This is a genomic window from Spirulina subsalsa FACHB-351, from assembly GCF_026130165.1.
In the GTDB taxonomy this organism is placed as follows: Bacteria; Cyanobacteriota; Cyanobacteriia; order Cyanobacteriales; family Spirulinaceae; genus Spirulina_A; species Spirulina_A subsalsa_A.
Genome location: NZ_JAIHOM010000076.1, coordinates 1 through 23,985 on the forward strand (window position 1 = coordinate 1; position 23,985 = coordinate 23,985).

Annotated in this window: 23 protein-coding genes; 15 read left to right on the plus strand and 8 right to left on the minus strand. The window is 46.8% G+C overall.

The features are described 5' to 3' along the window. The 3 genes from K4A83_RS14800 to K4A83_RS14810 all read left to right on the plus strand — a co-directional run. Window positions 1–221: hypothetical protein (locus K4A83_RS14800; protein ID WP_265265386.1), on the plus strand; the 221-nt coding region annotated here is incomplete at its 5' end. Between the two features lie 380 nt (window positions 222–601). Then, window positions 602–1,069, plus strand: a complete 468-nt coding sequence (locus K4A83_RS14805; RefSeq protein ID WP_265265387.1) for an NfeD family protein — start codon at window positions 602–604, stop codon at window positions 1,067–1,069. Window positions 1,070–1,149: 80 nt separating this feature from the next. Beyond that, complete coding sequence (locus K4A83_RS14810) at window positions 1,150–2,109, plus strand: SPFH domain-containing protein (protein ID WP_265265389.1); 960 nt, start codon at window positions 1,150–1,152, stop codon at window positions 2,107–2,109. Window positions 2,110–2,710: 601 nt separating this feature from the next. Here the strand turns inward: K4A83_RS14810 and groL are convergent. Then, window positions 2,711–4,378 (minus strand): chaperonin GroEL, encoded by a 1,668-nt coding sequence (groL, locus tag K4A83_RS14815; RefSeq protein WP_265265390.1) that lies wholly within the window; start codon window positions 4,376–4,378, stop codon window positions 2,711–2,713. 224 nt (window positions 4,379–4,602) lie between these two features. Then, window positions 4,603–5,073: a DNA phosphorothioation-associated protein 4 gene (locus tag K4A83_RS14820; RefSeq protein ID WP_265265391.1), complete on the minus strand. Its 471-nt coding sequence runs from the start codon at window positions 5,071–5,073 to the stop codon at window positions 4,603–4,605. A 248-nt stretch (window positions 5,074–5,321) separates the two neighbouring features. Here K4A83_RS14820 and ilvN point away from each other — a divergent pair, with 248 nt between their 5' ends. Beyond that, on the plus strand, window positions 5,322–5,840 hold the full coding sequence (ilvN, locus tag K4A83_RS14825) for an acetolactate synthase small subunit (protein ID WP_017303099.1): 519 nt from the start codon (window positions 5,322–5,324) through the stop codon (window positions 5,838–5,840). A 258-nt stretch (window positions 5,841–6,098) separates the two neighbouring features. Here the strand turns inward: ilvN and K4A83_RS14830 are convergent, their stop codons facing one another. The 3 genes from K4A83_RS14830 to K4A83_RS14840 all read right to left on the minus strand — a co-directional run bounded on the left by K4A83_RS14830 (window position 6,099) and on the right by K4A83_RS14840 (window position 7,429). Beyond that, entirely contained in the window at window positions 6,099–6,797 is a 699-nt protein-coding gene (locus tag K4A83_RS14830; protein WP_265265392.1) for a TMCO4 family protein, read from the minus strand. 19 nt (window positions 6,798–6,816) lie between these two features. Next, on the minus strand, window positions 6,817–7,074 hold the full coding sequence (locus K4A83_RS14835) for a hypothetical protein (protein ID WP_265265393.1): 258 nt from the start codon (window positions 7,072–7,074) through the stop codon (window positions 6,817–6,819). A gap of 133 nt (window positions 7,075–7,207) precedes the next feature. Then, window positions 7,208–7,429 carry a DUF4327 family protein gene (locus tag K4A83_RS14840; protein WP_265265394.1) on the minus strand — a complete coding sequence of 74 codons (222 nt, stop codon included), beginning with the start codon at window positions 7,427–7,429 and terminating at the stop codon, window positions 7,208–7,210. A gap of 379 nt (window positions 7,430–7,808) precedes the next feature. On the opposite strand from K4A83_RS14840, the gene purD reads away from it, so the two are divergent. From purD to K4A83_RS14885, 9 genes are all read left to right on the plus strand, one after another. Further along, a complete protein-coding gene (gene purD / locus K4A83_RS14845; protein WP_265265395.1) occupies window positions 7,809–9,281 on the plus strand; it encodes a phosphoribosylamine--glycine ligase in 1,473 nt (490 codons plus the stop codon). Between the two features lie 40 nt (window positions 9,282–9,321). Beyond that, complete coding sequence (gene nblS / locus K4A83_RS14850) at window positions 9,322–11,313, plus strand: two-component system sensor histidine kinase NblS (RefSeq protein WP_265265396.1); 1,992 nt, start codon at window positions 9,322–9,324, stop codon at window positions 11,311–11,313. Window positions 11,314–11,570: 257 nt separating this feature from the next. Further along, window positions 11,571–12,314: a DUF928 domain-containing protein gene (locus tag K4A83_RS14855; RefSeq protein ID WP_265265397.1), complete on the plus strand. Its 744-nt coding sequence runs from the start codon at window positions 11,571–11,573 to the stop codon at window positions 12,312–12,314. 185 nt (window positions 12,315–12,499) lie between these two features. Next, on the plus strand, window positions 12,500–14,743 hold the full coding sequence (locus K4A83_RS14860) for a CHASE2 domain-containing protein (protein WP_265265398.1): 2,244 nt from the start codon (window positions 12,500–12,502) through the stop codon (window positions 14,741–14,743). Between the two features lie 39 nt (window positions 14,744–14,782). Continuing rightward, window positions 14,783–15,577, plus strand: coding sequence for an MBL fold metallo-hydrolase (locus K4A83_RS14865; RefSeq protein WP_265265399.1), 795 nt, complete (start codon window positions 14,783–14,785; stop codon window positions 15,575–15,577). A gap of 302 nt (window positions 15,578–15,879) precedes the next feature. Beyond that, a complete protein-coding gene (locus tag K4A83_RS14870) occupies window positions 15,880–16,407 on the plus strand; it encodes a porin family protein (RefSeq protein WP_265265400.1) in 528 nt (175 codons plus the stop codon). A 360-nt stretch (window positions 16,408–16,767) separates the two neighbouring features. Next, a complete protein-coding gene (gene psb35, locus K4A83_RS14875) occupies window positions 16,768–16,950 on the plus strand; it encodes a photosystem II assembly protein Psb35 (protein WP_265265401.1) in 183 nt (60 codons plus the stop codon). A 137-nt stretch (window positions 16,951–17,087) separates the two neighbouring features. Beyond that, complete coding sequence (locus K4A83_RS14880; RefSeq protein ID WP_265265402.1) at window positions 17,088–17,426, plus strand: hypothetical protein; 339 nt, start codon at window positions 17,088–17,090, stop codon at window positions 17,424–17,426. 159 nt (window positions 17,427–17,585) lie between these two features. After that, window positions 17,586–19,112 (plus strand): alpha/beta hydrolase, encoded by a 1,527-nt coding sequence (locus tag K4A83_RS14885; protein ID WP_265265403.1) that lies wholly within the window; start codon window positions 17,586–17,588, stop codon window positions 19,110–19,112. Between the two features lie 32 nt (window positions 19,113–19,144). On the opposite strand, the gene K4A83_RS14890 is transcribed toward K4A83_RS14885, so the two are convergent. Further along, a complete protein-coding gene (locus tag K4A83_RS14890) occupies window positions 19,145–19,396 on the minus strand; it encodes a MoaD/ThiS family protein (RefSeq protein ID WP_407810041.1) in 252 nt (83 codons plus the stop codon). 370 nt (window positions 19,397–19,766) lie between these two features. Between K4A83_RS14890 and K4A83_RS14895 the strand changes: the two genes are divergently transcribed. Beyond that, window positions 19,767–21,290, plus strand: a complete 1,524-nt coding sequence (locus K4A83_RS14895; RefSeq protein WP_265265405.1) for a pentapeptide repeat-containing protein — start codon at window positions 19,767–19,769, stop codon at window positions 21,288–21,290. Between the two features lie 54 nt (window positions 21,291–21,344). Here the strand turns inward: K4A83_RS14895 and K4A83_RS14900 are convergent, their stop codons facing one another. Continuing rightward, window positions 21,345–22,001, minus strand: coding sequence for a Uma2 family endonuclease (locus K4A83_RS14900; protein WP_265265406.1), 657 nt, complete (start codon window positions 21,999–22,001; stop codon window positions 21,345–21,347). Between the two features lie 103 nt (window positions 22,002–22,104). Further along, on the minus strand, window positions 22,105–23,727 hold the full coding sequence (gene abc-f / locus K4A83_RS14905; protein ID WP_265265407.1) for a ribosomal protection-like ABC-F family protein: 1,623 nt from the start codon (window positions 23,725–23,727) through the stop codon (window positions 22,105–22,107). A 179-nt stretch (window positions 23,728–23,906) separates the two neighbouring features. Here abc-f and K4A83_RS23410 point away from each other — a divergent pair. Continuing rightward, a partial coding sequence (locus K4A83_RS23410) for a helix-turn-helix domain-containing protein (RefSeq protein WP_407810042.1) occupies window positions 23,907–23,985 on the plus strand: 79 nt, incomplete at its 3' end.

Below are 23,985 nucleotides of genomic sequence, written 5' to 3' on the forward strand. Positions count from 1 at the left end.
TTGGCAAGTTGAGCGCACAGCTTTTGCAGATCGTTTTGCCCAGTTCCCCGATTATCCATCCAATATCGAATGGCTTTGTTGCGGATGAACTGAACTGTCCGGATCGCTTCGTCGATTGCCCGAACTTACTGGGTTTTGCCGTAGGCTTTAAACTCAAGTACAATCATGGTTACATTTTACCATCCGGCATAAAAAGCCGTCCTGGAAGGACGGGGCTTTAGACCCAAGTTTTTGGTAATGCGGGAGTATATGAACCCGAGTAGAAAGAAAGCCTCTGGGAGTCTTGCCGTGTTTCGACCCCAAAGGCTTTCTTGTTCGATTCCTCACACACACAATCTGATTATGGGGTGGGGAGGTCTGGGGTGTTTGTCGAGAGGTGACAGTTCGGAAATTGGCATAAGCCAAAATACGGAAGCTGAACTGGAAAAATACTGAGAAAAGGCAAGATTAGACGTAGGTGAAGTGAGGGGAATGAAAATACTTGGGGAGAACGCTATATATCCGTATTAAGTTGTTGGGAGAGCATCAACACAGAGGAAAAACCTTCGGCTAGAATGAGGTCAGATGGCGGAATGTTGATTTTCCCTGTCGCCTTAATATCATGCCCTTTAATCCCATCATGTTGAGTCCTCCTCTCCTCTGGCTTATTACTGGAGTTATTTTGTGTGGGATGGAACTAATCTTTCCTACGGCATTTGTGGAATTTATGATGGGCGTTGCTGCTTTAATTGTGGCGTTGTGCGCGCTCATTGTTCCTCAGTTTAGTTTACAGGTTCTGCTGTGGTTGATTTTTTCCACACTGTTAATTGTGCTGTCGCGGCGGATGTTTACTCCTTCCTATAAAGCGAGTCGTGTCATTGAGGAAGATAAGGAAGGACAGACGCTGACGGCTATTCCACCGGGGGAGACGGGACGGGTGCTATATGAGGGCAATTCTTGGAGTGCAAAGTGTGGGGATGAGAAATTGGCGATCGCATCCCACAAACCAGTTTATATCATTGGACGCAAGGGCAACACCTTAATCGTCATGCCCACGGCTGTGGTCTTAAATCCTACTGACCCTGAATAAGTCCCGATTCTACATCTTGTACACTAGAGCGGCATCACCTAAAGTTTTAAATCTGCCCATCGATCTTGAGGAATTAAATTATGAATCCCTTTGTTTGGATAGTTGTACTAGCTTTTGGCGGTTCTACCCTCCTAGGAAGTGTAAAAATCGTTAGTGAGAAAAACGAAGCCCTCGTTGAAAGTTTGGGTAGTTACAAGAAAAAACTCACCCCCGGCTTAAACTTTGTTGTTCCTTTTATCGATAAAGTGGTTTATCAAGAAACCACCCGGGAAAAAGTTCTCGATATTCCCGCCCAATCCTGTATCACCAAAGACAATGTAGGCATTAGCGCCGATGCGGTGGTGTATTGGCGCATCATGGACATGGAAAAAGCCTACTACCGGGTAGAAAACCTGCAAAAGGCGATGGAAAACCTCGTGCTGACCCAAATTCGGGCTGAAATGGGGAAACTGGAACTTGACGAAACCTTTACCGCCCGGACAGAGATTAACGAAATCCTACTGCGAGAATTAGACATTGCCACAGATCCCTGGGGAGTGAAAATCACGCGGGTAGAATTGCGGGATATTACCCCCTCCCGTGCGGTGCAGGAGTCCATGGAACTGCAAATGTCGGCGGAACGGAAAAAACGGGCGGCTATTTTAACCTCAGAAGGGGAGCGCGATTCGGCGGTGAATGCGGCGCGAGGTCGTGCGGAAGCCCAAGTTTTACAAGCGGAAGCCCAAAAGAAAGCGGCTATCTTGGACGCAGAAGCCCAAAAACAAGGAACAGTCTTAAAAGCAGAGGCGGCTGCTCAACAGGAAGTTCTGAAAGCTCAAGCCACTGCCCGCGCCATTGATATTATTGTGGAGAAACTGAAAAATGATCCAATGGCTCGGGAAAGTCTGCAATTCTTGCTGACTCAACAATATTTAGATATGGGTCAAATCATTGGCAGTAGTGGCAGCAGTAAGGTCATGTTCATGGATCCGCGTAGTATTGCTGCTACGTTGGAAGGAATGCGTTCTGTGGTAGGGGATGACAAAAAAGCGGTCTTATAGACGTTTCTTATGACTGTCTCAAGGCTATCTGTAGGTTGGGTTTCGCGCTTTGCTACACCCAAGGCTATTGGTGACCAGTTAAGCCTGTATTTTTGCTCCTAGCCCCCTTTAACGGGGGCTAGGGGCGTTGAGTATTGATCATTAATCACTGATTACTATTCACTGTATCGGGTGTGGGGATTGAATCGAAAAGTGGTCAACAAAAAAAGCGCAAAAAAAAGAGAGCCACCTGGGTGACTCCCCCAATCATCAGGGTGCATCTACATGATTTAAATATAGCATCCTAAGTGGGGGGTGTCACCCCCCACCCCCTATTTTTTTGTAAAAAAATATTAACTTTCCTTGTGCATGATTGACCACATTTGTCAAGTCCTAGCTAGGAAAGGCCAGATGACAAGATACTGATCAGTCGGTTGGTTACAGCGAAAGCACAACCGAATAACGATCACAGAGTAGTCAATCTTTAGCGATTTGGAGGGGATAGGGTGGAAATTCTACTCAATATTGAATTTTCTCTCCAGAGCTAATATTCCCAAAAAAAGAGTCTGTGTATCACAGACCCCTTAAAAATTGACGATTCAGGTTAGATAAACGGTCAGGACTACATCATACCCATGCCGCCCATGCCGCCCATGCCGCCCATACCACCCATACCGCCCATGCCACCATCAGGCATGGCTGGGGCTGCGGGTTCGGGTTTTTCAACCACTAGGGCCTCGGTGGTTAAGACCATCCCGGCAATGGATCCGGCGTTTTGTAGGGCAGAGCGGACGACTTTCGCGGGGTCAATGATCCCGGCGGCAATCATATCCTCATAGGTATCGGTGAGGGCGTTATAACCGACGTTAAATTCCTTTTCACGAACTTTTTCCACTACAACAGAACCTTCGACTCCGGCGTTGGTGGCCAGTTGACGTAAGGGTTCTTCGAGGGCTTTGGCGACAATGTTGGCGGCTACTTGCTCTTCGGTGTTGCTGAGGGTGGCTTTGAATTCGTGGACTTTAGCGGCGAGGTGGATTAAAGTGGTCCCACCGCCAGGAACAATCCCTTCTTCTACAGCAGCTTTGGTGGCGTTGAGTGCGTCCTCAATGCGCAGTTTGCGGTCTTTGAGTTCGGTTTCGGTGGCTGCCCCAACTTTGATCACGGCGACACCACCTGCGAGTTTGGCAATGCGTTCTTGCAGTTTTTCTTTGTCGTATTCGGAATCGGTTTCTTCTAACTGTTTGCGCAGTTGGGCAATCCGTTTGTCTACGTCTTTGCGGTGTTCGTCTCCGGCGACAATGGTGGTATTTTCTTTGTCGATGGTGACTTTGCGGGCTTTACCCATCATGTCGAGACTGACGGTTTCTAGGCTGAGTCCGACTTCTTCGGAAATTAGACGGCCTCCGGTGAGGATGGCGATGTCTTGTAACATTTGTTTGCGGCGATCGCCAAATCCGGGAGCTTTGACGGCAGCTACATTGAGAACTCCCCGAGCTTTGTTCACGACGAGGGTAGCGAGGGCTTCCCCTTCGAGATCCTCAGCAATAATCAGTAAGGGGGTGCCAGCGCGGGCAACTTTTTCCAAGACGGGTACTAAGTCGGCGATCGCACTAATTTTTTTGTCGGTGATCAACAGAACAGGATTGTCGAATTCCACCACTTGCCGTTCTTGATCGGTGACAAAGTAGGGGGAAATATAACCCCGATCAATCTGCATCCCTTCCACTACTTCTAATTCAGTGGATAAGGATTTAGATTCTTCAACGGTAATTACACCATCTTTTGTCACTTTGTCCATTGCCTCGGCAATCATGCGGCCGACTTCTTCATCATTGCCGGAAGACACGGTAGCGACTTGGGCGATCGCACTCCCTTCTACAGGTTTCGCGATCTTCTCAATTTCGTCTAGCAGGAAATTAACGGTTTTTTCAATGCCCCGACGCAATGACACCGGATTCGCCCCAGCTGCAACGTTTTTCAAGCCTTCTCGGATCAGGGCTTGAGCAATAACTGTGGCGGTGGTGGTGCCATCCCCAGCAATATCTTTAGTTTTCGAGGCGACTTCTTGAATTAAGCGAGCGCCTGTATTTTCGAGGGGATCTTCAATTTCGATTTCTTTAGCAACAGTGATCCCATCGTTTACAATTTGGGGCGCGCCAAATTTCTTCTCTAGGAGGACGTTGCGACCTTTGGGACCGAGGGTAATCCGCACAGCATCCGCTAGGGTATTAACTCCTCTCTCTAAGGCTCGTCTAGATTCTTCATTAAACGAAACGAGTTTTGCCATTGTTCTTTTAAGGTTTCGCTATTACTCCAATAGCAAATTTAGCACTCTCAGGGACAGAGTGCTAATAAAAGAGTTAGGGTAGAGGGGCAAGGGCTGAAAATTAGACAGAATGAGGGTTTCTAGAAAAATAATGGATCTTTTTCCATGATTTGCTCATTTTGTCAAGTCCTTTGTTTGGTGAGTTTTCCGTAATCCTTGGTGTGGGTTATGGGGCAGTAAATGGATCATAAAAAGCGACTGAGATCAAACTCTTCTACGGAGTCGGTTTCTTTGTGGAACCGTTCATCACTTAACATCAACAGAATGCGTTCTGTGTAGTCCACGGCCCCCCGCAATTCCTCCTGTAAGATTAATAAGCCACCATTGGCATACTCTTCAAAAATCTGGATGCGGGTTTCCTCCGCCTCTCGATTGTAGGGCGAGAGAATCTTTAAATCATGGGTTTCTGCGATCGCCAATATCTTAATAATTGGCTCGTATCCTCTGGAAATAAAAATATCCAGTGCAATGGGACCCGGTTCTGTGTTAGAACTTTTCTCAACGGGGAGACGTTTCTTCCACTTTGCCCCCAAAACAGCCGCAAAGACCATCACATCGGCATAGGTTTGAAACGGGCCGGTGGTGTCTTTGCCTTCCAGCAACCCTTGAACCAATTCCGCTTTATCTCGTGCAACACGCACACGACTGATTGCCATAGACTTTCCCCAATTCTGAAGTCTGAATTACAAAAGACCGGATCCCCTCCAAGAGAACTTTATACTAAAAAAGGTCAGTTTGGACGATTGGAAGGTTATGCTTTCCATCGGGGCGATCGCACCATTGACCATGGGAATTGATCATGGGATCGGTTATCCTCCCCTCCTGATCCCATCAACTCTAGCGACTGTCCGCTTTTGCCCACCTACACAGGTCACGGAACTGATTGATTGAACTATAAATTGCCATGAAACACACGATTTCTGTTTTAGTTGAAGACGAAGCTGGGGTTCTCACCCGGATTGCTGGATTATTTGCCCGTCGTGGCTTCAATATTGAAAGTTTAGCCGTCGGCCCGGCCGAACAAGTGGGGATCTCACGCATTACGATGGTAGTACCGGGAGATGACCGGATTATTGAACAGCTAATCAAACAGCTTTACAAGTTGATTAGTGTTCTCAAGGTGCAGGATATTACCCAAGTCCCCTGTGTGGAACGGGAACTGATGTTAATTAAAGTCAATGCGTCGGCTTCTAATCGGGCCGAAGTGATTGAAATTGCTCAAGTTTTCCGGGCGCGCATTGTGGATATGTCGGAAGATACCCTCACCATTGAGGTGGTCGGGGATCCGGGGAAAATGGTGGCTATTGTGCAAATGTTGAACAAGTTCGGCATTCGGGAAATTGCCCGCACCGGAAAAATTGCCCTCGTGCGCGAATCTGGTGTTAATACGGAATATCTTAAATCGCTGGAAGCTAAAGTTTAAAAAGATTGCCGGGAATTCCCCATCCCCTCGTGGGTGGGGATGAGAGGCGAGTCAATCAAGGGGTTCGATGCAGCGTAGATTGACCCCAAGTTAGCCCTCATAAAAAATATAGCGGTAAGCGGGAAACTCAGAGGCTTTAGCCCTGAGAGTGTCAATATTAACTCTGTGCGATCGCCTTCTTCCCCACTTTGGCTTAAAGTCTGGGGAATTGTTCACACAGTCTTTTCTCCCCTGGAAAATTTTCGGTCTGCCCCCCTACTAGGGCGGTGAGGATGTCAAAATCCGGCTCAAAACCGATAAATAATTTTTAGGGGAATAGCTCGCGGTTTTCATCAGGGGAGCTGCATCAATATTGAGAATTTGGGGATGGACTTCTCGAATAGGCTTAATGCCGCAAGGGCTACGTTCCCAGCCCAAAATCTGACTAAAGCGCATGAGGAGTAAATCCTCCCCATTGTAAACATTAAATAAGGTGCCGTTAAGATTAGATGCCGCATAGCCCCAGTTTTTGCTGCGATCGCGCTGAATCATGCCCCCTAACAAAATCACATCTTTTAAAATCGGTTTCGCTTCAAACCATTCTCGCATGGCATAGTAGGCAATCCTCGACCCCAGAGAACAGCCCATTAACGAAACCACAGGCACCGAAATTTCTTGAGCAATTAACTTCGGTAAAAAACTTTTGCCAATACGTTTGACATAACTACGGTGTCTTTGCCAGTAGGGGAGTGCTTCGGATTCCAACTGAGATAATAACTCCAAAGACGGGCTAAACTGGGCAACATCCCACCATAAATAATAAATTGACCCCTGCCAGCCTGCTTGTCTCAGGATAGTCCACCATTGGTAATTTTCCGCCAAGGTATCCGCTCGATCTGACAAATAACCATCCACAAAAATAAGAGCCTCTGCTTGACCTAAAGACGGCTCAATATTAATTAAATAGGGTTTATCCATGTTGGCTTAGTTAATCCGATCACCACTTGAGAACGGCGGCATCTATACCTTGTTCACGGCGAATTTTACTATCCTTTTCAAACCACTGGATAATCTGTTGATGAGATAATTCGGCAATGGAAACCTGATAGTCTTGGGCAATAACTTGTAATAAACGTAGGGAAGAAATGGTCAGACGAGTTAAGAACTTCTCCGAAGACGAGAGCAACGCCTGGTCTACATGGGCGGATTCTTCGACGGAAAGGAACTGAATGCCGGGTTGCTGAAATTCTGTCATAGAACTTTAAATTCACACCTGGTAGGCTGCATCTTGTTCTATTTTGACACAAAAGACCGGAAACCCGACGGGGTACGTGGGAATTAGTCTAGACAAAAGCAGGACTCGACAAGAGTCGTGAGATTGGATATTCTTAGTCTTCGTCCCAGTCTTCGCGCCCCATTAAGTCAATAACGCGATCGCGCAACAAATAACCATGACGTTCCAATTCACATTCCACCCAAGCCCATTCCCGTCCGGGAATAAACTGGCACAGAGCGTAAATCGGCTGTTGGCGGCTCAATTGACCGTTCCAAACCAAATGGCGTACCTCTTCCCGAATAACATCGATAGAGTATTGAACGGATTGAAGCATTGCTGACCTCCTAGATCGGTCATTAAGATATTAAATCGAGCTTTCTTATCCTAGAAAGATTTAGTAACATTAGATACGAAATCTCTGTATTTCTTAATTTTCTGTGATTTTGCGGAGATATGATAAGTATATTTACTATTTTTAACGTTTTTGGTTTTCGCGATCGCCTTCTCCCCTCCCAGAAAAACCGCCAAACCGAAAGCCTTCAAGCCTTTGCCCCCCCTTCCTTCCCCGGGATCCCCCGATCCCCACATCCGGATGCTTGAATTTCCCCAAGAACCGTTTTATAGTGACTTGCGGGTAAAGTGAGGCACAATCTGCCCAAAATCAGAATTCTACCCTTGGGGTTTATTGCATTCGTCTGGAGTGAAAAAAGGTAATGAAAATTCTAGTGGTCGGAAATGGCGGTCGTGAACACGCTTTGGTCTGGAAATTATTAGAATCCCCCAAGGTGAGCAAAGTGATTTGTGTGCCGGGGAATGGGGGGACTGCCACCCTAGAACGTTGCCAAAATCTGCCCATGCGTGTGGATGACTTTGAAGGGATTGCCCGCTTTGCCAATGTGCAAGGGGTGTCCCTCGTAGTGGTGGGGCCAGAAGTTCCCCTAGCAGGCGGTATTACGGACTTTCTCCAATCTCAAGACCTGAAAGTATTTGGGCCAACGAAAACCGGGGCGCAAATTGAATCGAGCAAGTCCTGGGCGAAACTCTTCATGAAAAAAGCCGGGATTCCCACAGCCAAATCTAAAACTTTTATTGATACAGCCAAGGCGCGAGAATATATTACCCAACAAGGCGCGCCCATTGTGGTCAAAGCCGATGGTTTAGCGGCCGGGAAAGGGGTTGTTGTTGCCGAAACTATTACCCAAGCTTATGGGGCTGTTGATGCCCTCTGGGACCAAGGAGTGCGGAAATTGGTGGTAGAGGAATATCTCACCGGGCAAGAGGTGTCTGTCTTTGCGGTTACGGATGGCCTGACCTATCGCACCCTATTAACCGCCCAAGATCATAAACGCATCGGGGAAGGGGACACCGGGGAAAATACCGGAGGCATGGGGGCCTATTCCCCGGCTCCCCTCGTTACTCCGGAGTTAATGCAGCGCATTGAACGGGAGGTGCTAGATCCTACTCTGGCAGAATTCCAACGCCAGAAAATCACTTATTGTGGGGTATTGTACGCAGGGTTAATGATTAGCCCCCAAGGAGATATCAAGGTTTTAGAGTTTAACTGTCGTTTTGGCGACCCGGAAACTCAGGCTATTTTACCCCTCCTCGAAACCCCATTACATCAAATCCTCCTCGCCTGTGTGGAGCAAAAATTAGCGGACTTCCCGCCCATTGAGTGGAAAGAAAAACAGTCCGTTTGTGTGGTGGCTGCCTCTGGGGGCTATCCGGGGGGTTTCCAAAAGGGCAAAGAGATTAGTGGCTTAGATTTAGAAGCTGAGGATGTGTTTATTTTCCATGCGGGAACAAAACAAAAAGGTAAGGGCTTTGTAACCGATGGGGGGCGCGTGTTAGGAGTAACAGCCCTAGCCGAAGATTTTGATCGTGCGATCGCCAAAGCCTACAACGCCATCCACCAGATTGAATTCGAGGGCATCTACTACCGCCCCGACATCGCCTATCGGGTCAAATCTAAACCCCCCCAAGTTACCCCGCCCCCCCTAGTTGCCCCCACAGAACAAGACAGCACAAAGGAAGATAGCATAGAGGAAGATAGCATAGAGGAAGATAGCATGATCCCAGAAATCCTCCCATCTCCTCCATCCCCCTCCCCGGCATCAGAAACCCCCTCTGTCCCCGAAGCATCCACCCCCCCCAACCCCCAGCAACCCCCGAGTAATTCGGTATAATGCAGCGTAACCATACCTTATAGTTCTTTTCTTTCCCACCTTGTTAACCTTACTAAAGACGATTCGACAAGTCATCAATCGTTGGTGGTCAGAGTTCACCCTCCAAACCCGACTCATGGCTGGCGCGACCTTGGTTGTGTCTCTAGTCATGAGTGGCTTAACCTTTTGGGCCGTCAACACCATCCAACAAGATGCTCGGATGAATGATACTCGGTTTGGTCGAGATTTAGGGTTACTCCTAGCCGCCAATGTTGCCCCCTTGATTGCTGAAAACAACCTGACGGAAGTATCCCGCTTCTCCAGTCGCTTCTATAGCAGCACCTCCAGCGTGCGCTACCTCCTCTATGCCGATGGAGACGGTCGCATTTTCTTCGGCATTCCCTACTCCGAGGCCGCCGTTCAAAACTCCTTAACAATTCAACGAAGGATTCAACTCCCCGAAGCCTATGCTGCGAATTCTGACTTTCCGATGGTGCGGCAACATTTAACCCCCGATGGAGAAGTGACGGATGTGTTTGTCCCCATTAATCATGAAGGGCAGTATTTAGGCGTACTAGCCGTAGGAATTAACCCCAATCCCACCGTCGTAGTTTCCTCCAACTTAACCCGCGATGTCACCATTGCCGTATTTATTTCCATTTGGTCAATGGTGATGTTAGGCGTGGTGTTTAATGCCCTGACCATTACCAAACCCATTAAAGAATTATTAGTGGGGGTAAAAAACATTGCCGCCGGAAACTTTAAACAACGGATTGATTTACCCTTTGGGGGAGAGTTAGGAGAATTAATCCATAGTTTCAACGAAATGGCGGAACGTTTGGAACGTTACGAAGAACAAAATATTGAAGAGTTAACCGCCGAAAAAGCCAAATTAGAAACCTTAGTGTCCACCATTGCCGATGGTGCGGTACTATTAAATACCAACCTCGATATTATTTTAGTGAATCCAACCGCCCGCCGGATTTTTGCTTGGGAAGGGGAAGAAGTCGCGGGTAAAAATGTGTTGCACCACCTCCCTCCGAACGTCACAGTAAAATTAACCCGTCCCCTATATCAAATCGCTCATCGTCTCCCCCATAAAGCCGAAGAAGTAGGGGAAGGCATGACTCGCGACCGGGAAGGGGATGAGTTTCGCATTACCTTATCTGAACCCACAGAACGCACTATCCGTATTTTATTAACCCAAGTGTTTGATCAATATCGGGAAAATATCAAAGGCATTGCTATGACAGTGCAAGATATTACCCGAGAAGTAGAATTAAATGAGGCGAAGAGTCAATTTATTAGTAATGTATCCCATGAATTGCGCACGCCCTTATTTAATATAAAATCTTTTATTGAAACCCTCTATGAGTATGGCGAGGATTTAAGTGAGGAAGAACGGCGAGAGTTCTTACACACGGCCAACAATGAAACAGATCGACTCACTCGTTTAGTCAATGATGTGTTAGATTTATCCCGTTTAGAGTCATCTAAAACTTACAAATTAGAAGCCGTTGAGTTGGCTAGACCCATTGAACAAACCTTAAGAACCTATCAATTGAATGCCAAAGATAAAGGCATTGAATTAACCCAAGAAATTGAGTCAGAATTACCCTCAGTTTTAGGGCATTATGATTTACTGTTACAGGTCTTTGCCAATTTAGTGGGTAATTCCTTAAAATTCACCGCTGAGGGAGGGAGAGTTACCATTCGCGCTTATACCATTGAGTCAGAAAACAGCGTGAGGGAAGAGGTGCAGAAAGTGCGGGTGGAAGTCTCAGACACCGGGACAGGCATTGACCCAGAAGATCAACAGGCGATTTTTGAGCGCTTTTTTCGGGTGGAAAACCGGGTACATACTTTAGAAGGAACGGGGTTAGGTTTATCCATTGTGCGTAATATTGTAGAAAAACACCATAGCCGCGTTCATTTAATTAGTGAGGTGAGTTTAGGTAGCACGTTCTGGTTTGATTTGGAAGTGTACAAGGATGATGATTTATTAGCTCAAGCGGGGATTCCTATTGATGTAACGGATTCAAGCGTGATTTAGCTAGAAACTGAGAAGCCCCATACTATACCGCCGGGTTAGTATGGTGGGATGGGTGTGGGGAGTTCACTCCCTCTTCCGTTCACGATGGGATGACACCAACGGAAAACCAACCGTACAATGAAAAGTAAGTAACTTAAGCAACTATTGATCAGGATTGTTCGTCTTAGATCATCGGGCCTCAATATATCCGGACTCGTCACTGAATCCGGTGAGGTGACATTAGGATTAGCAGACATAAGGCAAAGGTAATGAAAAAGATGGGTTTTCCGCAATTTAAATCAGGATGGATGGGTCGTTGTTGTGCGCCCTTATTCATGAGTTTAAGCCTCATTGCCCCGGCAATGGCCAGTCCGGGCTTGTTTCCCTTGCAGGTGAGCGTTAACTTCCCGAATGCTCCGGCTGGCAGTGGTAGTCCTAGTCGGACTGCTGGGGGGGCAACTCGCACCGGACAACCTTGTGTTCCCAAGGGACCCAATGATAAACCCCTGACGGTGTTGGTTCCCAGTAATAATGTTGGTAAAACTGTAGCGGCTGAACCAACATTATTTTTATATGTTCCGCCGACGACGGCTGTCGGTGGGGAAGTGGTTATTTTAGATGAAGCGGGGGAAGAGGTTTATTTTAATGATGAGTTTACGTTACCGGAATCTTTGAAGACGGAAGGGGGTATTGTTCGGTTCCACGTGACGGGGGCGGACTTAGAAGCTGGGCAGCAGTATGAATGGATTTTTTCGTTGGTCTGTAGTGCCAATGACCGCAGTAATGATGAGGTGGTGACGGGGATTTTTGAACGGGTCGATAGTGAAATGGCGGTTCCGAGTCCTGATGAATTGAGTCCGGCGGAATTGGCCAGTGCAGCCACTCGTTTTGCTCAAGCGGGTATCTGGAATGAAACGCTGCTTTATGCGGCTCAATTGCGGCAGTTTAATGCCCAAGAGTGGGCGAATTTGTTGAGTGCGGTGGAGTTAGACGATTTGGCGAATATTCCTTTTGCGAATTAGGGGGAATCCTGCCCGATTTATACCCATCATCCGGTTTTTCTGAGTGTTTTTCAGGAAAACCGGATTTTTTAAGGTTCGGGGTTTGCAAGTTCGGCTAGGATGAAATATCTCTGATGGGGTGGCAGTATTCTGTGTTCTGCTTTCTCAAACCGGGTGCGTCTGGGGGTATCCACAAGGAGGTTTTGATGGAACAAAAATGGAAAAAACTGGCTTGGCAATGGCGGGGTGTTTGGGTAGCCACTCCTATGGTGACGGTTTTGGTGATTCTATTGCGCAGTGTAGGGGTATTGCAAGCATGGGAGTGGGGGGTGTATGACCAGTTTCTGCGCTGGCGACCGGAGGAAACGCCGGATGAGCGGATTGTGGTGGTGGGGTTGGATGAGGCGGATATTCAGACCATCGGTCAGGGGATTGTGCCGGATGCGGTCTATGCGGAGTTAATTGGTAAGTTACGGGAGCAGAATCCTCGGGCGATTGGTTGGGATATTTACCGGGATCAACCTGTGAATCCGGGGTATGAGGAGTTGGTGGAGGTGTTGGAGACAACGCCGAATTTAATCGGGATTCAGAAGGTGGTGGGCGATCGCGATCGCGAAACGGTGCTTCCTCCTCCTGCCTTGGCGGCTAAAGGTCAAGTGGGGTTTAATGATTTGGTGTTAGACCCAGATGGTCGAGTCCGACGGGCGCTGATTTCCCTCGAAGATCAGGAGGGGAACACTATGCCCTCCTTTGCGACCTATCTGGCCGCTTTGTATTTTGCCGCAGAAGGCATTGCACCGGAGGCAGAAGAGGCCACGGGGGACTGGAAGTTTAAAGATACGGTATTTCGACGCATTGGGGGGAATATTGGGGGCTACGTGGGGGCAGATGTGGGGGGGTATCAGATGGTGTTGAACTATCGCGCCCATCCTCAACCCTTTGAGGTGGTGCCATTTCGTGATGTATTACAGGATCGACTGCCGGAGGATTGGGGGCGCGATCGCATTATTCTCATTGGTAGCATTAGCGAAAGTTCCAAAGACTTTTTCTTTACCCCCTACAGTAGTGATCTCCTCTCCCCCCCGGTTCCCATCCCCGGTGTGAAACTCCACGGTCATATTATTAGCCAAATCCTCAGCACTGTCCTTGATGAGCGCCCCTTGATCACCAGTTGGGCGGAACCTTGGGATTGGCTGTGGATTGCCTTGTGGGCCACATTGGGGGCTACCTGCACTTGGGTCATGCGTCATATCGGGGGAACTCAAATCTTTGCCCTACAACGGATTGGAGCCCTCGTCGGCCTCAGTTTAGTCTTGGTGGGCAGCACCTACATGGCTCTACTCTATGGCTGGTGGATTCCCATTGTTCCTCCTTTCCTCGCCTTTTTAGGCAGCACCGCCGCCATTACAACCTATATCGCCCGCAGTGCCGGAGATATCCGCAAAACCTTTGGGCGCTATCTCACGGCTGAAGTAGTAGCCACCCTATTGGAAAACCCCGAAGGCCTGAAAATGGGGGGAGAACGGCGGAAAATTACCATCCTCACCTCGGATTTACGGGGCTTTACGGCTCTATCAGAACGCCTCCCCCCAGAAGAAGTGGTGAAAATCCTCAATTTTTATCTGGGATACATGGCCGACACCATCACGGCCTATCAGGGGACGATTGATGAATTTATGGGGGATGGGATTCTGGTGTTATTTGGTGCGCCGACGGTACGGGAGGATGACCCCCGTCGAGCCATTGCTTGTGCGATCGCCATGCAGCAAGCCATGACTCCCGTCAACGAGAAAATGGAAGAATGGGGCTTACCCCTGCTCGAAATGGGCATTGGTATCAATACCGGGGAAGTCGTTGTCGGGAATATTGGCTCCGAAAAACGCACCAAATACGGCATTGTCGGCTCTCAGGTTAACCTCACCTATCGCATTGAAGGCTACACCATCGGTGGGCAAATTCTCGTCTCAGAAACCACCCTACAAGCCGCCGGAGACGAAATCAAAATCAACGGACAAAAAGAAGTCTCCCCCAAAGGAGTCAAAAAACCCATCACCATCTATGATATTGGCGGCATTGGAGGAGAATACAACCTCTTTTTAGAGACAAATGAAGAAGAATTTGTTGTTCTCCCTGAGCCACTCCCCCTACAATATGCCATTGTTTCCGGTAAAGACGTGGGTCAAGCGGACTTTAAGGGTCACTTAAGCCAACTCTCTAAAAATCGTGGAGAAATTACCTATAATATGGATGCCCACACTGCACCCCTCCCCCTAACCAACATCAAGTTAAACTTTTTGGCTTCTTCCCTCTTTCCTGAACTGAGCGATGATGTTTATGCCAAAGTCTTAGAAAAAGACTCAGAACCGGGTAAATTCTATATACAATTTACCTCTAAACCTCCTAAAATCAACCAAATTCTGCAAAACTTTTATCATCAGATGCAAGCCTAACTCTTTCAATTTATTAGATTTTTCTCCCAAATCAGTAGCATGATAGAACTGCTTTTTTTAGGCTCTGGCTCGGCATTCACCGTCGGCGCAGACAATTATCATTCTAACCTTTTGTTAATCGATTCTGAAAAAAATAAACTCTTAATTGATTGCGGTTCAGATATTCGCTTTTCTCTCTATGAAGCCGGGTTTTCTCATCTAGATATTACAGATATTTATATTAGTCATCTCCATGCTGATCATGTTGGTGGACTAGAGTATATCGGCTTTACGACCCTATTTAATCCCCAATGTTCCCGACCCAATTTATACACCAGCGAGGATGTGGGTCAGGATCTTTGGCAGAAAACACTGGCTGGAGGAATGGAGGCAATTTCCGGCAAAAGTGCAACCCTTGAAACCTACTTTAATCCTCATTTTATTGCCAATACAGGTTCTTTTCAGTGGCAGCGTTTCACCTTTCAGTTAGTGCAAGTCATTCATATCTTAACAGATGAGTATTTAATGCCCAGTTATGGCTTATTTGTAGATATTGCCGGGGTCAAAGTCTTTTTAACCACAGATACCCAATTACATCTAGATACCAACAGGGACTATTACGAAGCCGCCGATATTATTTTCCATGATTGCGAAACCTCTCAGTTTCCCAGTCCAGTTCATGTCCACTACCAAGAACTGCGACAACTCCCCCTATATATCAAGCAAAAAATGTGGTTATATGGTTATCAACCGGGTAAATTACCTAATGCGCAACAGGATGATTTTCTCGGCTTTGTGAAGAAAGGACAGCGTTTTGGCTTTGAACAGGCGAAGATGTACCTACTCGATTATTAGGGGAGCAGAGGGGAAAGGTTGTCCAACGCTTACCTTGACACTTCCCGCTCTTGCCTAGATATCGTTCATTGATTATTTTAATTAACTCTTCGCCTTGATAATTCATTGTTAATAATTGCTCAGGGGTTTAACTCAGTTAAAAAAATCATTCCTTTGTTCATACATTCCCTAATTGAAAGCTTGTTTTATCAAGATTGACAGCCTTTTTTGCAGATAAAAACTCAATCTCGGAACTTTTTACTTGGGCCCAACGACTATTAAGCCATCAGTGTTCTGCTCACTCTACAAATTGAGGTGTGAAGATGAAAGGATTATTGAAAAATGCTGCAATTGTGATTTCTACTGCCTCCGTTCTTGCTGTTTCTGCAACGATGGCCGCCGCGCAAAATGTTCCCCAAAGAGGAACAGATGCCAGCTATGTTGGGGGTGGGGTTTCTGTTGGTGTTACCCATGATGGACAGCCCGGAAATTCAGGCACATTCGGGGGAAATATCCAAGGACGATTAGCCATTCCTAATGTTCCCGTTTCCGCTCGGGGTGCTGTTTTATTCGGCAGTGAAACCAGTGCCATCATGCCTATTGTTTCCTACGATATTCCGGTTGCTGACAATGTTAACGTTTATGTTGGGGGCGGCTATTCTTTCGTAGAACGGGATGGCAAATTCACCCCCTTGGGGAACAGAAATGCTCCAGTTGTCACCGTTGGGGGTGAAGCCCAATTAGGGTCTAATATTGTGGTCTATGGTGATGGAAAATGGGGGATTAATGCCTATCAAAATAGCCAAGGAGATGCTCTAAGTTTTCAAGCTGGGATGGGTTATCGTTTCTAGGATTGTTTGTGGGTTAGAGCGTTTCTTTTTGGACAAGTTTTGCTCCGCTTAGGGTAATCTACCGGGCAAGAGTTCAATCTCTTGCCTTTTTCCAATGGAGGAACAACAGCCTAATCTCATAGGGTTCATCTAAGTTAGGGTCTGCTGATAGGGTTTCAGGCACAAATTAGCCCCTGATTTAAGATGGAGAACCGATTTAAATATAAAAATATCTTATGGCTGTAAAATCCTTGTCATACAAGGCTTAGAGCAGCTTCATTAAACTTAAAATTCTCTATAATGTCTGAGTAAAATTTGAAATAATTTGAATTATTCCCTATAATGGGAAGTGAAGCAAGGCAAAGGAGGATCATCCAATATATGCCTTTAGTAATGGAAGCGTCAGTAGGGACAGCGACATTTCCCTATGGTTTAATTGCCATTACCCTAATTGGTTTTTTAGCCGCTATTACCTTTGGATCTCTGGCTTGGTATAATTCTAAGCGTCCCATTGGTTGGAAAGATAAAGAACGACCTGATTTTGTCCCCAAGGTAGATCGTTAGGCTTCGATTCTTGCTCAGTGAAAGAGCATGGCACAGCATGATGAGCAAGTTAGATTCAAACCGGATTCAAACCGGAAGGACTGTGCAGCCTAACCTAAAAAATTGGCAAAAATTGGAGCAAAATTAAGGAGTTCTTTATGGCAAACCAACAAACACAAAATACCCAGAATCCAGAAAACATCCAGAATCAAGGTGCGAACTACGACCCTAACTTAGTGTCCGCAGAAACGGCGGCACGGATGGAACGAGAAGGGGAAAATTTCAAAACCACTCCTACCCCGGAAGGTGGAATTGATACTACGGCTGGTTATAGGGTGGACCGGGAAGGATTAGCGAATAATTTCCCTGTGGAGCCGGAAATGTATGTGAATGAACCGGGGGATCTACGCGCTAAGGAAATTGAGCGAGTTCAAGAGCGTGCGGCCGAATTGCAGGAAGTAAATGAGTCCGGTGGGAAGGGTCCGGGTATTATCTAGACTGGATATTCTTTAGACCGGATATTATCTAGCTCATGACTCCACCCCTCTTTAGGGGTGGAAATCAATTATCAATTCTTGATTTTTTGGTAATTGTTGAAGGATTATAGGGGACAATCAAAGAGATTGTCAAAACCTGTTCCTTGTCTGAAAAATACTGTGTCTGCTATTCCTTTTTTGAAGTGCCGGATTCTTGCCTATAGTGTTCTGAGTGTCACGACAGTCTTTTTAGTCCGTTTACCTCTCAAGGCAGAATCTCACTCTTCTGGGCCTGATTCTGCTTGGCAACGGGTAGATTGTCCTTTTGTTGTCCCCCAAGGGGAAGCGGTGGACTGTGGGTGGTTGACGGTGCCGGAAAATCGACAAGTCGCTTCTAGTGCAGAGATTCAGGTTTTTTTTGCCCGGGTGTATAGCTATTCTAGCCGTCCTGCTCCGGATCCGGTGGTGATTTTAGGGGGAGGGCCGGGTCAGGGGATGAGTGATGGGATGAGTACGGTTTGGGAGGGGATGCTAAGTTTGCGACGCGATCGCGATTTAATTATTATTGACCCCCGAGGCACGGGACAATCCCACCCCCCGTTAAGTTGTGAGGAGTTTAAAGAGGATTATCCTCTGGAAGTGCAAGGGGGGAATTCCGCAGAATATCAATGGTTAGTGCAACAAACTATTGCTTGTCGCGATCGCCTTTTGCGGCAAAACATCGACCTACGAGGATATACCACCACCCAAACCGCTTTAGATTTGCGGGATTTACGCCAAGCTTTAAACCTTTCCCAATGGAACCTAATTGGCACCTCCTACGGGACAAAATTAGCCTTAGAAACCCTGCGTCAAGACCCCACAGGCATTAGAACTATTGTTTTTAATTCCATGATGACCCTCGGGGATGCTTGGAGTGTAGACACCCTCAGCTACACCCTACAAACCTTTGAACAACTCTTGCGGGATTGTGAGCGCCAACCGACTTGTCAAGCTGCCTACCCTAATTTACGCCAAGCTTTCAGGGAATTACAAGAACGCTTAAACCAAACGCCCTTAACCCTCTCTTGGTATGACACCACCACCGGACAATTTCACAACGAAACCTTTACCTTTCAAGATGTTGTGGATACCTTCATCTTTCACCTTAGCTTTATCGATACCCTAGAAAATCTTCCCTACTATATTCATCGCTTACATCAGTTGATTAACGGTAAACGCAACCTGCGGGATGATGAAATTAGTAATATTTTTTCCTTCCCCGATTTTGGCATTACCGACGGGGTTTATTTCTCTGTTATGTGTCATGAAGTGTATCCCTTATCGGCTTTTGAGCAGACCCAAGCCTTTAGTCGTCAACATTCCCAATGGTTTAGACCGGAAGGGTTTTATATTCGAGAAAAACGTCAATGTGAGGCTTGGAATGTTCCTCCCGTTTCCCCTCAATTTACAGAACCCATCACCTCAGAAATTTCGGTCCTATTTCTCACGGGAAATTATGATGTCTTAACCCCCCCCGCTTGGACCGAAGAAATCCGCCAAAGTTTTCCCAATGCCAGCGTCATTCAAGTTCCCTTCATGGGTCATGATGTGTTAAATAGTTCCCTTTGTGTCCGGTCTTTAGTCACCGACTACATCAAAGCACCTCGCAATGGTTTAGAAACCCATTGTATTGTTCAACACGCTCCCCGTTTTACTACGGAATAAATCATCAGATAAGCAGATTTAAGATGAGAGAATCAACCCCCACTCACTGGAGGAATTAAAACCACCTCATCCCCATCTTGTAACACTGTTTCTGGTTCAACGAATTGATAGTTAATGCCAAACCGGGTAACATCGCGCCATTTTTCTAATTCTGGATGTTCTGCCAATATCTGAGTTAAAATCCTGTTCACAGGGGTATTCTCGGGAAAAGTTAGCTCAATTTCTGATTGATTATTATAAGCTTCTTGATAGGCAGCAAATAGCTTGATTTTAACCTGAATCATCATCCATTACTTCCCCATTTTATGGTAAATTTAAAAATTATATCAGGCGACCTAGTGGGATTTCAAGAATTCTCATTGTAAAATGAGAGTGATGTTTGTTAGACTAGAGTTTTACCTTAAAAATAAAGACTGATTCGAGGGAAGACTGGCGGATAGATATTAGACCGGGGAGTGTCAAAGGAGAGGAAGGGAGCTATCAAGACTGTCCTGACTCAAGATGGTCTTGACTCTTTTGATTGGTGTGGAGATGATGTCAACACGACCAAGATCCGTCGCCTTGTTCCGCCTATACCGCTTTGGGGTGAGCCTGCCGTTAGGCATAGCGTTAGCTGGATGAGCGTCAATTAAACTGGATGAAGGGGGAATTGAGATGATGCGCGCTAAAACCGGAATTCAACGAAAAGAAGACCATTCATCAAAACCGCCTCGTTATCGCTTTGGTCAAGCTTCCAGTGGGTTTACCCTTCAGAAAAAAGAGAGAAAAAACGCCCCACTGACCATTCAAGCGCAAATGGAACAGGCCCAGCGTTTTGGCCATAGCTTAAGTCATTTGGGGGTACAAGCTCAAAGGGAAAACGAGGAGGTTCAAGATACAGTTGCCCCCGTAGAAGCACCAGAAAACGCTGAGGAAACCAATGGGGCCCCCCTTGCCTTAGAAGAACAAATTGAGCAGGCTAAACAAACGGGCGGGGTTCCCATTCCCCCAGAAGCTTGGGATACCATTCCCTTACAGGAATTACTGGGGATTCAAGATCCCAGTCAGATGTTGATTCATGATGATGCGGTGGCCTACGAATTGTGTGAACAGTTGAATGCTAGGGCTTTTGCCAGTGGCAATCATGTCTTTTTTGGGGCGGGAGAATATCAACCGTCTACTCCTGAAGGTCAGGAATTGATTGTTCACGAGGCGGTTCATACGGTGCAACAGGGGGCTGTGGAGGGGGAAGCGGCAGAGGGGGAGATGGAAGCCCCCGCACCTGTGCAGGAGTGGAATGATCCGGCCGGGGGGGAGTTAGAACAAAAGGCAGATCAGGCGGCGGAAGCGGTGAAAACTGGGGAGATTGGGGAAACGGCTAATTTGAGTCATCAGGATTTGCGCGATCGCGATCTGAGCGAAGAAAACCTACAAGCTACGGATTTGAGTGATTCTGACCTGAAAAAATCCGATCTCACGGAATCCGATTTACAGGAAGCTGATTTACAAGGGGCGGATTTATCCAACGTAGACTTAAGTGGTGTGAATTTAGCCGGAGCAAACTTAACGGGGGCGAATCTCCAAGGTGCCAATTTAACGGGAGCGAATTTAACCGAGGCGAATTTAACCGAGGCGAATCTTGAAAAAGCGGTTCTCACTCAAGTTGTGGCCAATGAGGCCATTCTAGATGAGGCTATTTTTGACCGGGCCGAAATCATCGAAGGGAGTTTTGTTAAAGCAACAGGGGAAAAAACCAGTTTAGAAAAAGCGGACTTAACGGAAACTACGTTTAAACTGGCTGAATTTAAGCGTTCTGATTGGGATAAAGCAGATTTAAGTGATGCTAATTTCAATAAAGTTAATCTAAAAAATTCGAGTCTGGTACAAATTGATGGGAGTGATGCCATTTGGAATGCGGCGAATTTAGAACGAGCGATTCTCAAACGGGCGAATTTGACTGGGGGAAATCTCAATGATACTGACCTAGAAAAGGCGGATTTAAGTCGAGTGAATGCCAGTAAAGGTGATTTTAGAGAGGCAATTTTAAAGTCGGCTAAATTGTTACGAGGGGATTTATCCGGTGCTAATTTTGGGGAAGCTGACTTAAGGGGGGCGGATTTATCCGGTGCTAATTTGGACGGTACAAATTTAGAGGGGGCAAAAACAGCAAGGGCGAAGTTTTCTAAAGGGGTAGGTTGATTTAACCAAGAATCCCTCGCTTTTAGCGATGGGAGTGTCAAGGATAATTGAGCATTATCCGTGATCAACGGACTGAAACTGACCCATTAACCAAGCCCCCACTTGGGACTGGTCTTGACTGCGACTCCGTTGTAGTGCTTGGTCTAGGGTCACTATCTCCAGCCCCGGAAACATCACAGAGATATCAATTCGTTGACTGCCGCGATCGCTCATTTGATAAGCTAAGACTTCCCCCCTTTCCACGTTCACAATCCAATATTCAGCAATTCCCACCTCTTCATACAGCACTCGCTTAACGGTGCGATCGTCCAACAGGGATGATTTTGCCACCTCCACCACTAAATCCGGCACCGGATACTTTTCCAGATTTACAATGTCCGTGCCGCTAGGGATGGCGGTTGCCTTGTTGCCAAGGTAATAGGCTAAATCTGGCTGAAATTCGACATAGCCCGGTTTGCGGAAAGAACAGTTGTCTAATTCTCTAAATGCGATCGCCTTCAAAATGCTGTACAAGTTAACAGCCAGAGAAATCACACTATGATCTTTGCTGTGGTCAAAGCCTACGGAGAGTTGCATTTCTAATCGCATTCGCCCATCACTATAATAGCCCTTGGAGTTAGCATGGGCGGGGTCATCCAAAGCACTTAGGTATTCATTCCAGGTCGCCTGAACCCAAGTATCACTGACTATTAAAGTAGAGAGTGAATTCATGATCATCATCCCGGAGGAGAAATGGATATTTCTTCTAGGTTACTCGTCCTCTGGAACTTTCGCAACAGAGTCCCTTCCTGTGATCTAACCTTGACTAGCAGGATTAATGATAGAGCAATTCTTGATAATATGCTTCGGTGTCTTGGGGCAAAAATGTTGTGGGTTGTAAGGCTTGATCCTGAAGCTTAAAAGCCCGATTAATTTGGATTTGGCTCAAAAAGTCAAGATCATGGGAAATCACCCACATTGCGCCTTGATAGTCATTAATCCCTTGAATCATTTGCTCGACGGTTTCAATGTCTAGGTTGTTGGTGGGTTCATCAAGAATGAGTAAATCAAGCTCGGAAATGCTGATCATGGCGATCGCTAATCGGGCCAATTCTCCCCCACTCAACACGCCTGCCGACCGATACACCTCATCGTTAAAGAATAGAAAATGACCCAACTGTTGCCGCAACAGTTGATAGGATAACTGGGGATTGGCCGCCTGCATATTCTCTAATATCGTTTTTTGACGATTGATTAATCCATAGTTTTGGTCGAGATAAACCACAGTCATGGCTGGGGCGAGTCGCCGTTGCTCTGCTTTGACCATTCCGGCCGCGTCAGGGGTAAAGAGGGCTTTAATCAGGCTGGATTTGCCGGAACCATTGGGGCCAGCGAGGGCGACTCGATCGCCGGAAACCAGATGCAAGTTAAAATTCTCGATTAACAGGCGATCGCCCACGGTCAGGGAAGCGTTGTGAATCTCAAGTAGGGTCTTGCGTTTCAGGCTTTTTTCTTCGAGTTGAATATTCGTTGCTTTCCTCGTTTTAATCTTCGTCTCCGCCACCTTTTGAGCCGCTTGTTCAAGGGCGGCCTCGTTTTTTTCGGCGGCTTTACCTGCGGTTGAAGAGGCCCGATTAGCAAAATAGCGTTTTGCCATCTTACCCATACTGCCACTCGCCGCTTTTTGTTCACCCCGTTTCTGGGACTGTGCGGCTCGTTTTTGTTCAGCTAGGGCGGTGGTTTTAGCCCGTTTTAAGGCTTTTTTGGCCACTTCATACGATCGCAGTGCAGCCCCTAGAGCCATCCGTTTCTGTTCGCGATAAAAAGAATAATGGCCGCCATAAACATTCACCCCCAAGGGTGTTAATTCCCAAGTCGTTGTCACCACCTGATCGAGAAAAAAGGGTTTATGGGAGACAATAATAAAAGCCCCCAGAAATTGATTCAAACTGGCGCGTAGACTCTCCAAGGTGAGTAAATCAAGGTGATTCGTGGGTTCGTCCAACAGCAACACATCCGGCGCTTGAGCTAAACCCACCGCCAAGAAGAGTTTGGTTAATTCTCCCCCACTCAAGCGGTGCAGAGGTAAAGATAAATCTAAATCCGTGGCGAATTGAGTTCTCAAAAGCTCATCAATTTGCCACCATTCCTCACACAGGGCGCTTAAGAACTGAAAAATAGGCTGTTCCGGCTCAATATGGCGGAGGGTGCTGACTTGGGGCAAATAATAGAGGGAACCCCGACGTAGCACCGAACCTGTCGGAGATTGCACCTGTCCGGCTAATAGCTGCATGAGGGTAGACTTGCCGCTTCCGTTTGCTCCGACTAAGGCAATGCGATCGCCTTTTTCCACAGCCACATTCACACCGGAAAATAGTGTGCGGGTTGGTTCAACAGTATAGGCTAAATTCTCGCCCGATAAAATAACGGTATTGTTGCTGTTGCTCGTTCTTTCCATACTTCACCCCCATAATTCATCATCTGGCTCATGACCGTCTTGTTGCGCATTGCGGTTTTATTGCTCAGAAGATGCTTCATCAGAGAAATGGGTCTGAAACCCCGTCCTTCAGGACGGCTTTGCATCTTGAATTTTAGCACTAAAAGCAAACTCACAAAGGATGTACTATAATGTGAGGCATGGAAAAAGCCTATCGCTACCGTTTTTATCCTACACCGGAACAAGAACACCTCTTGCGCCGCACGTTGGGTTGTGTCC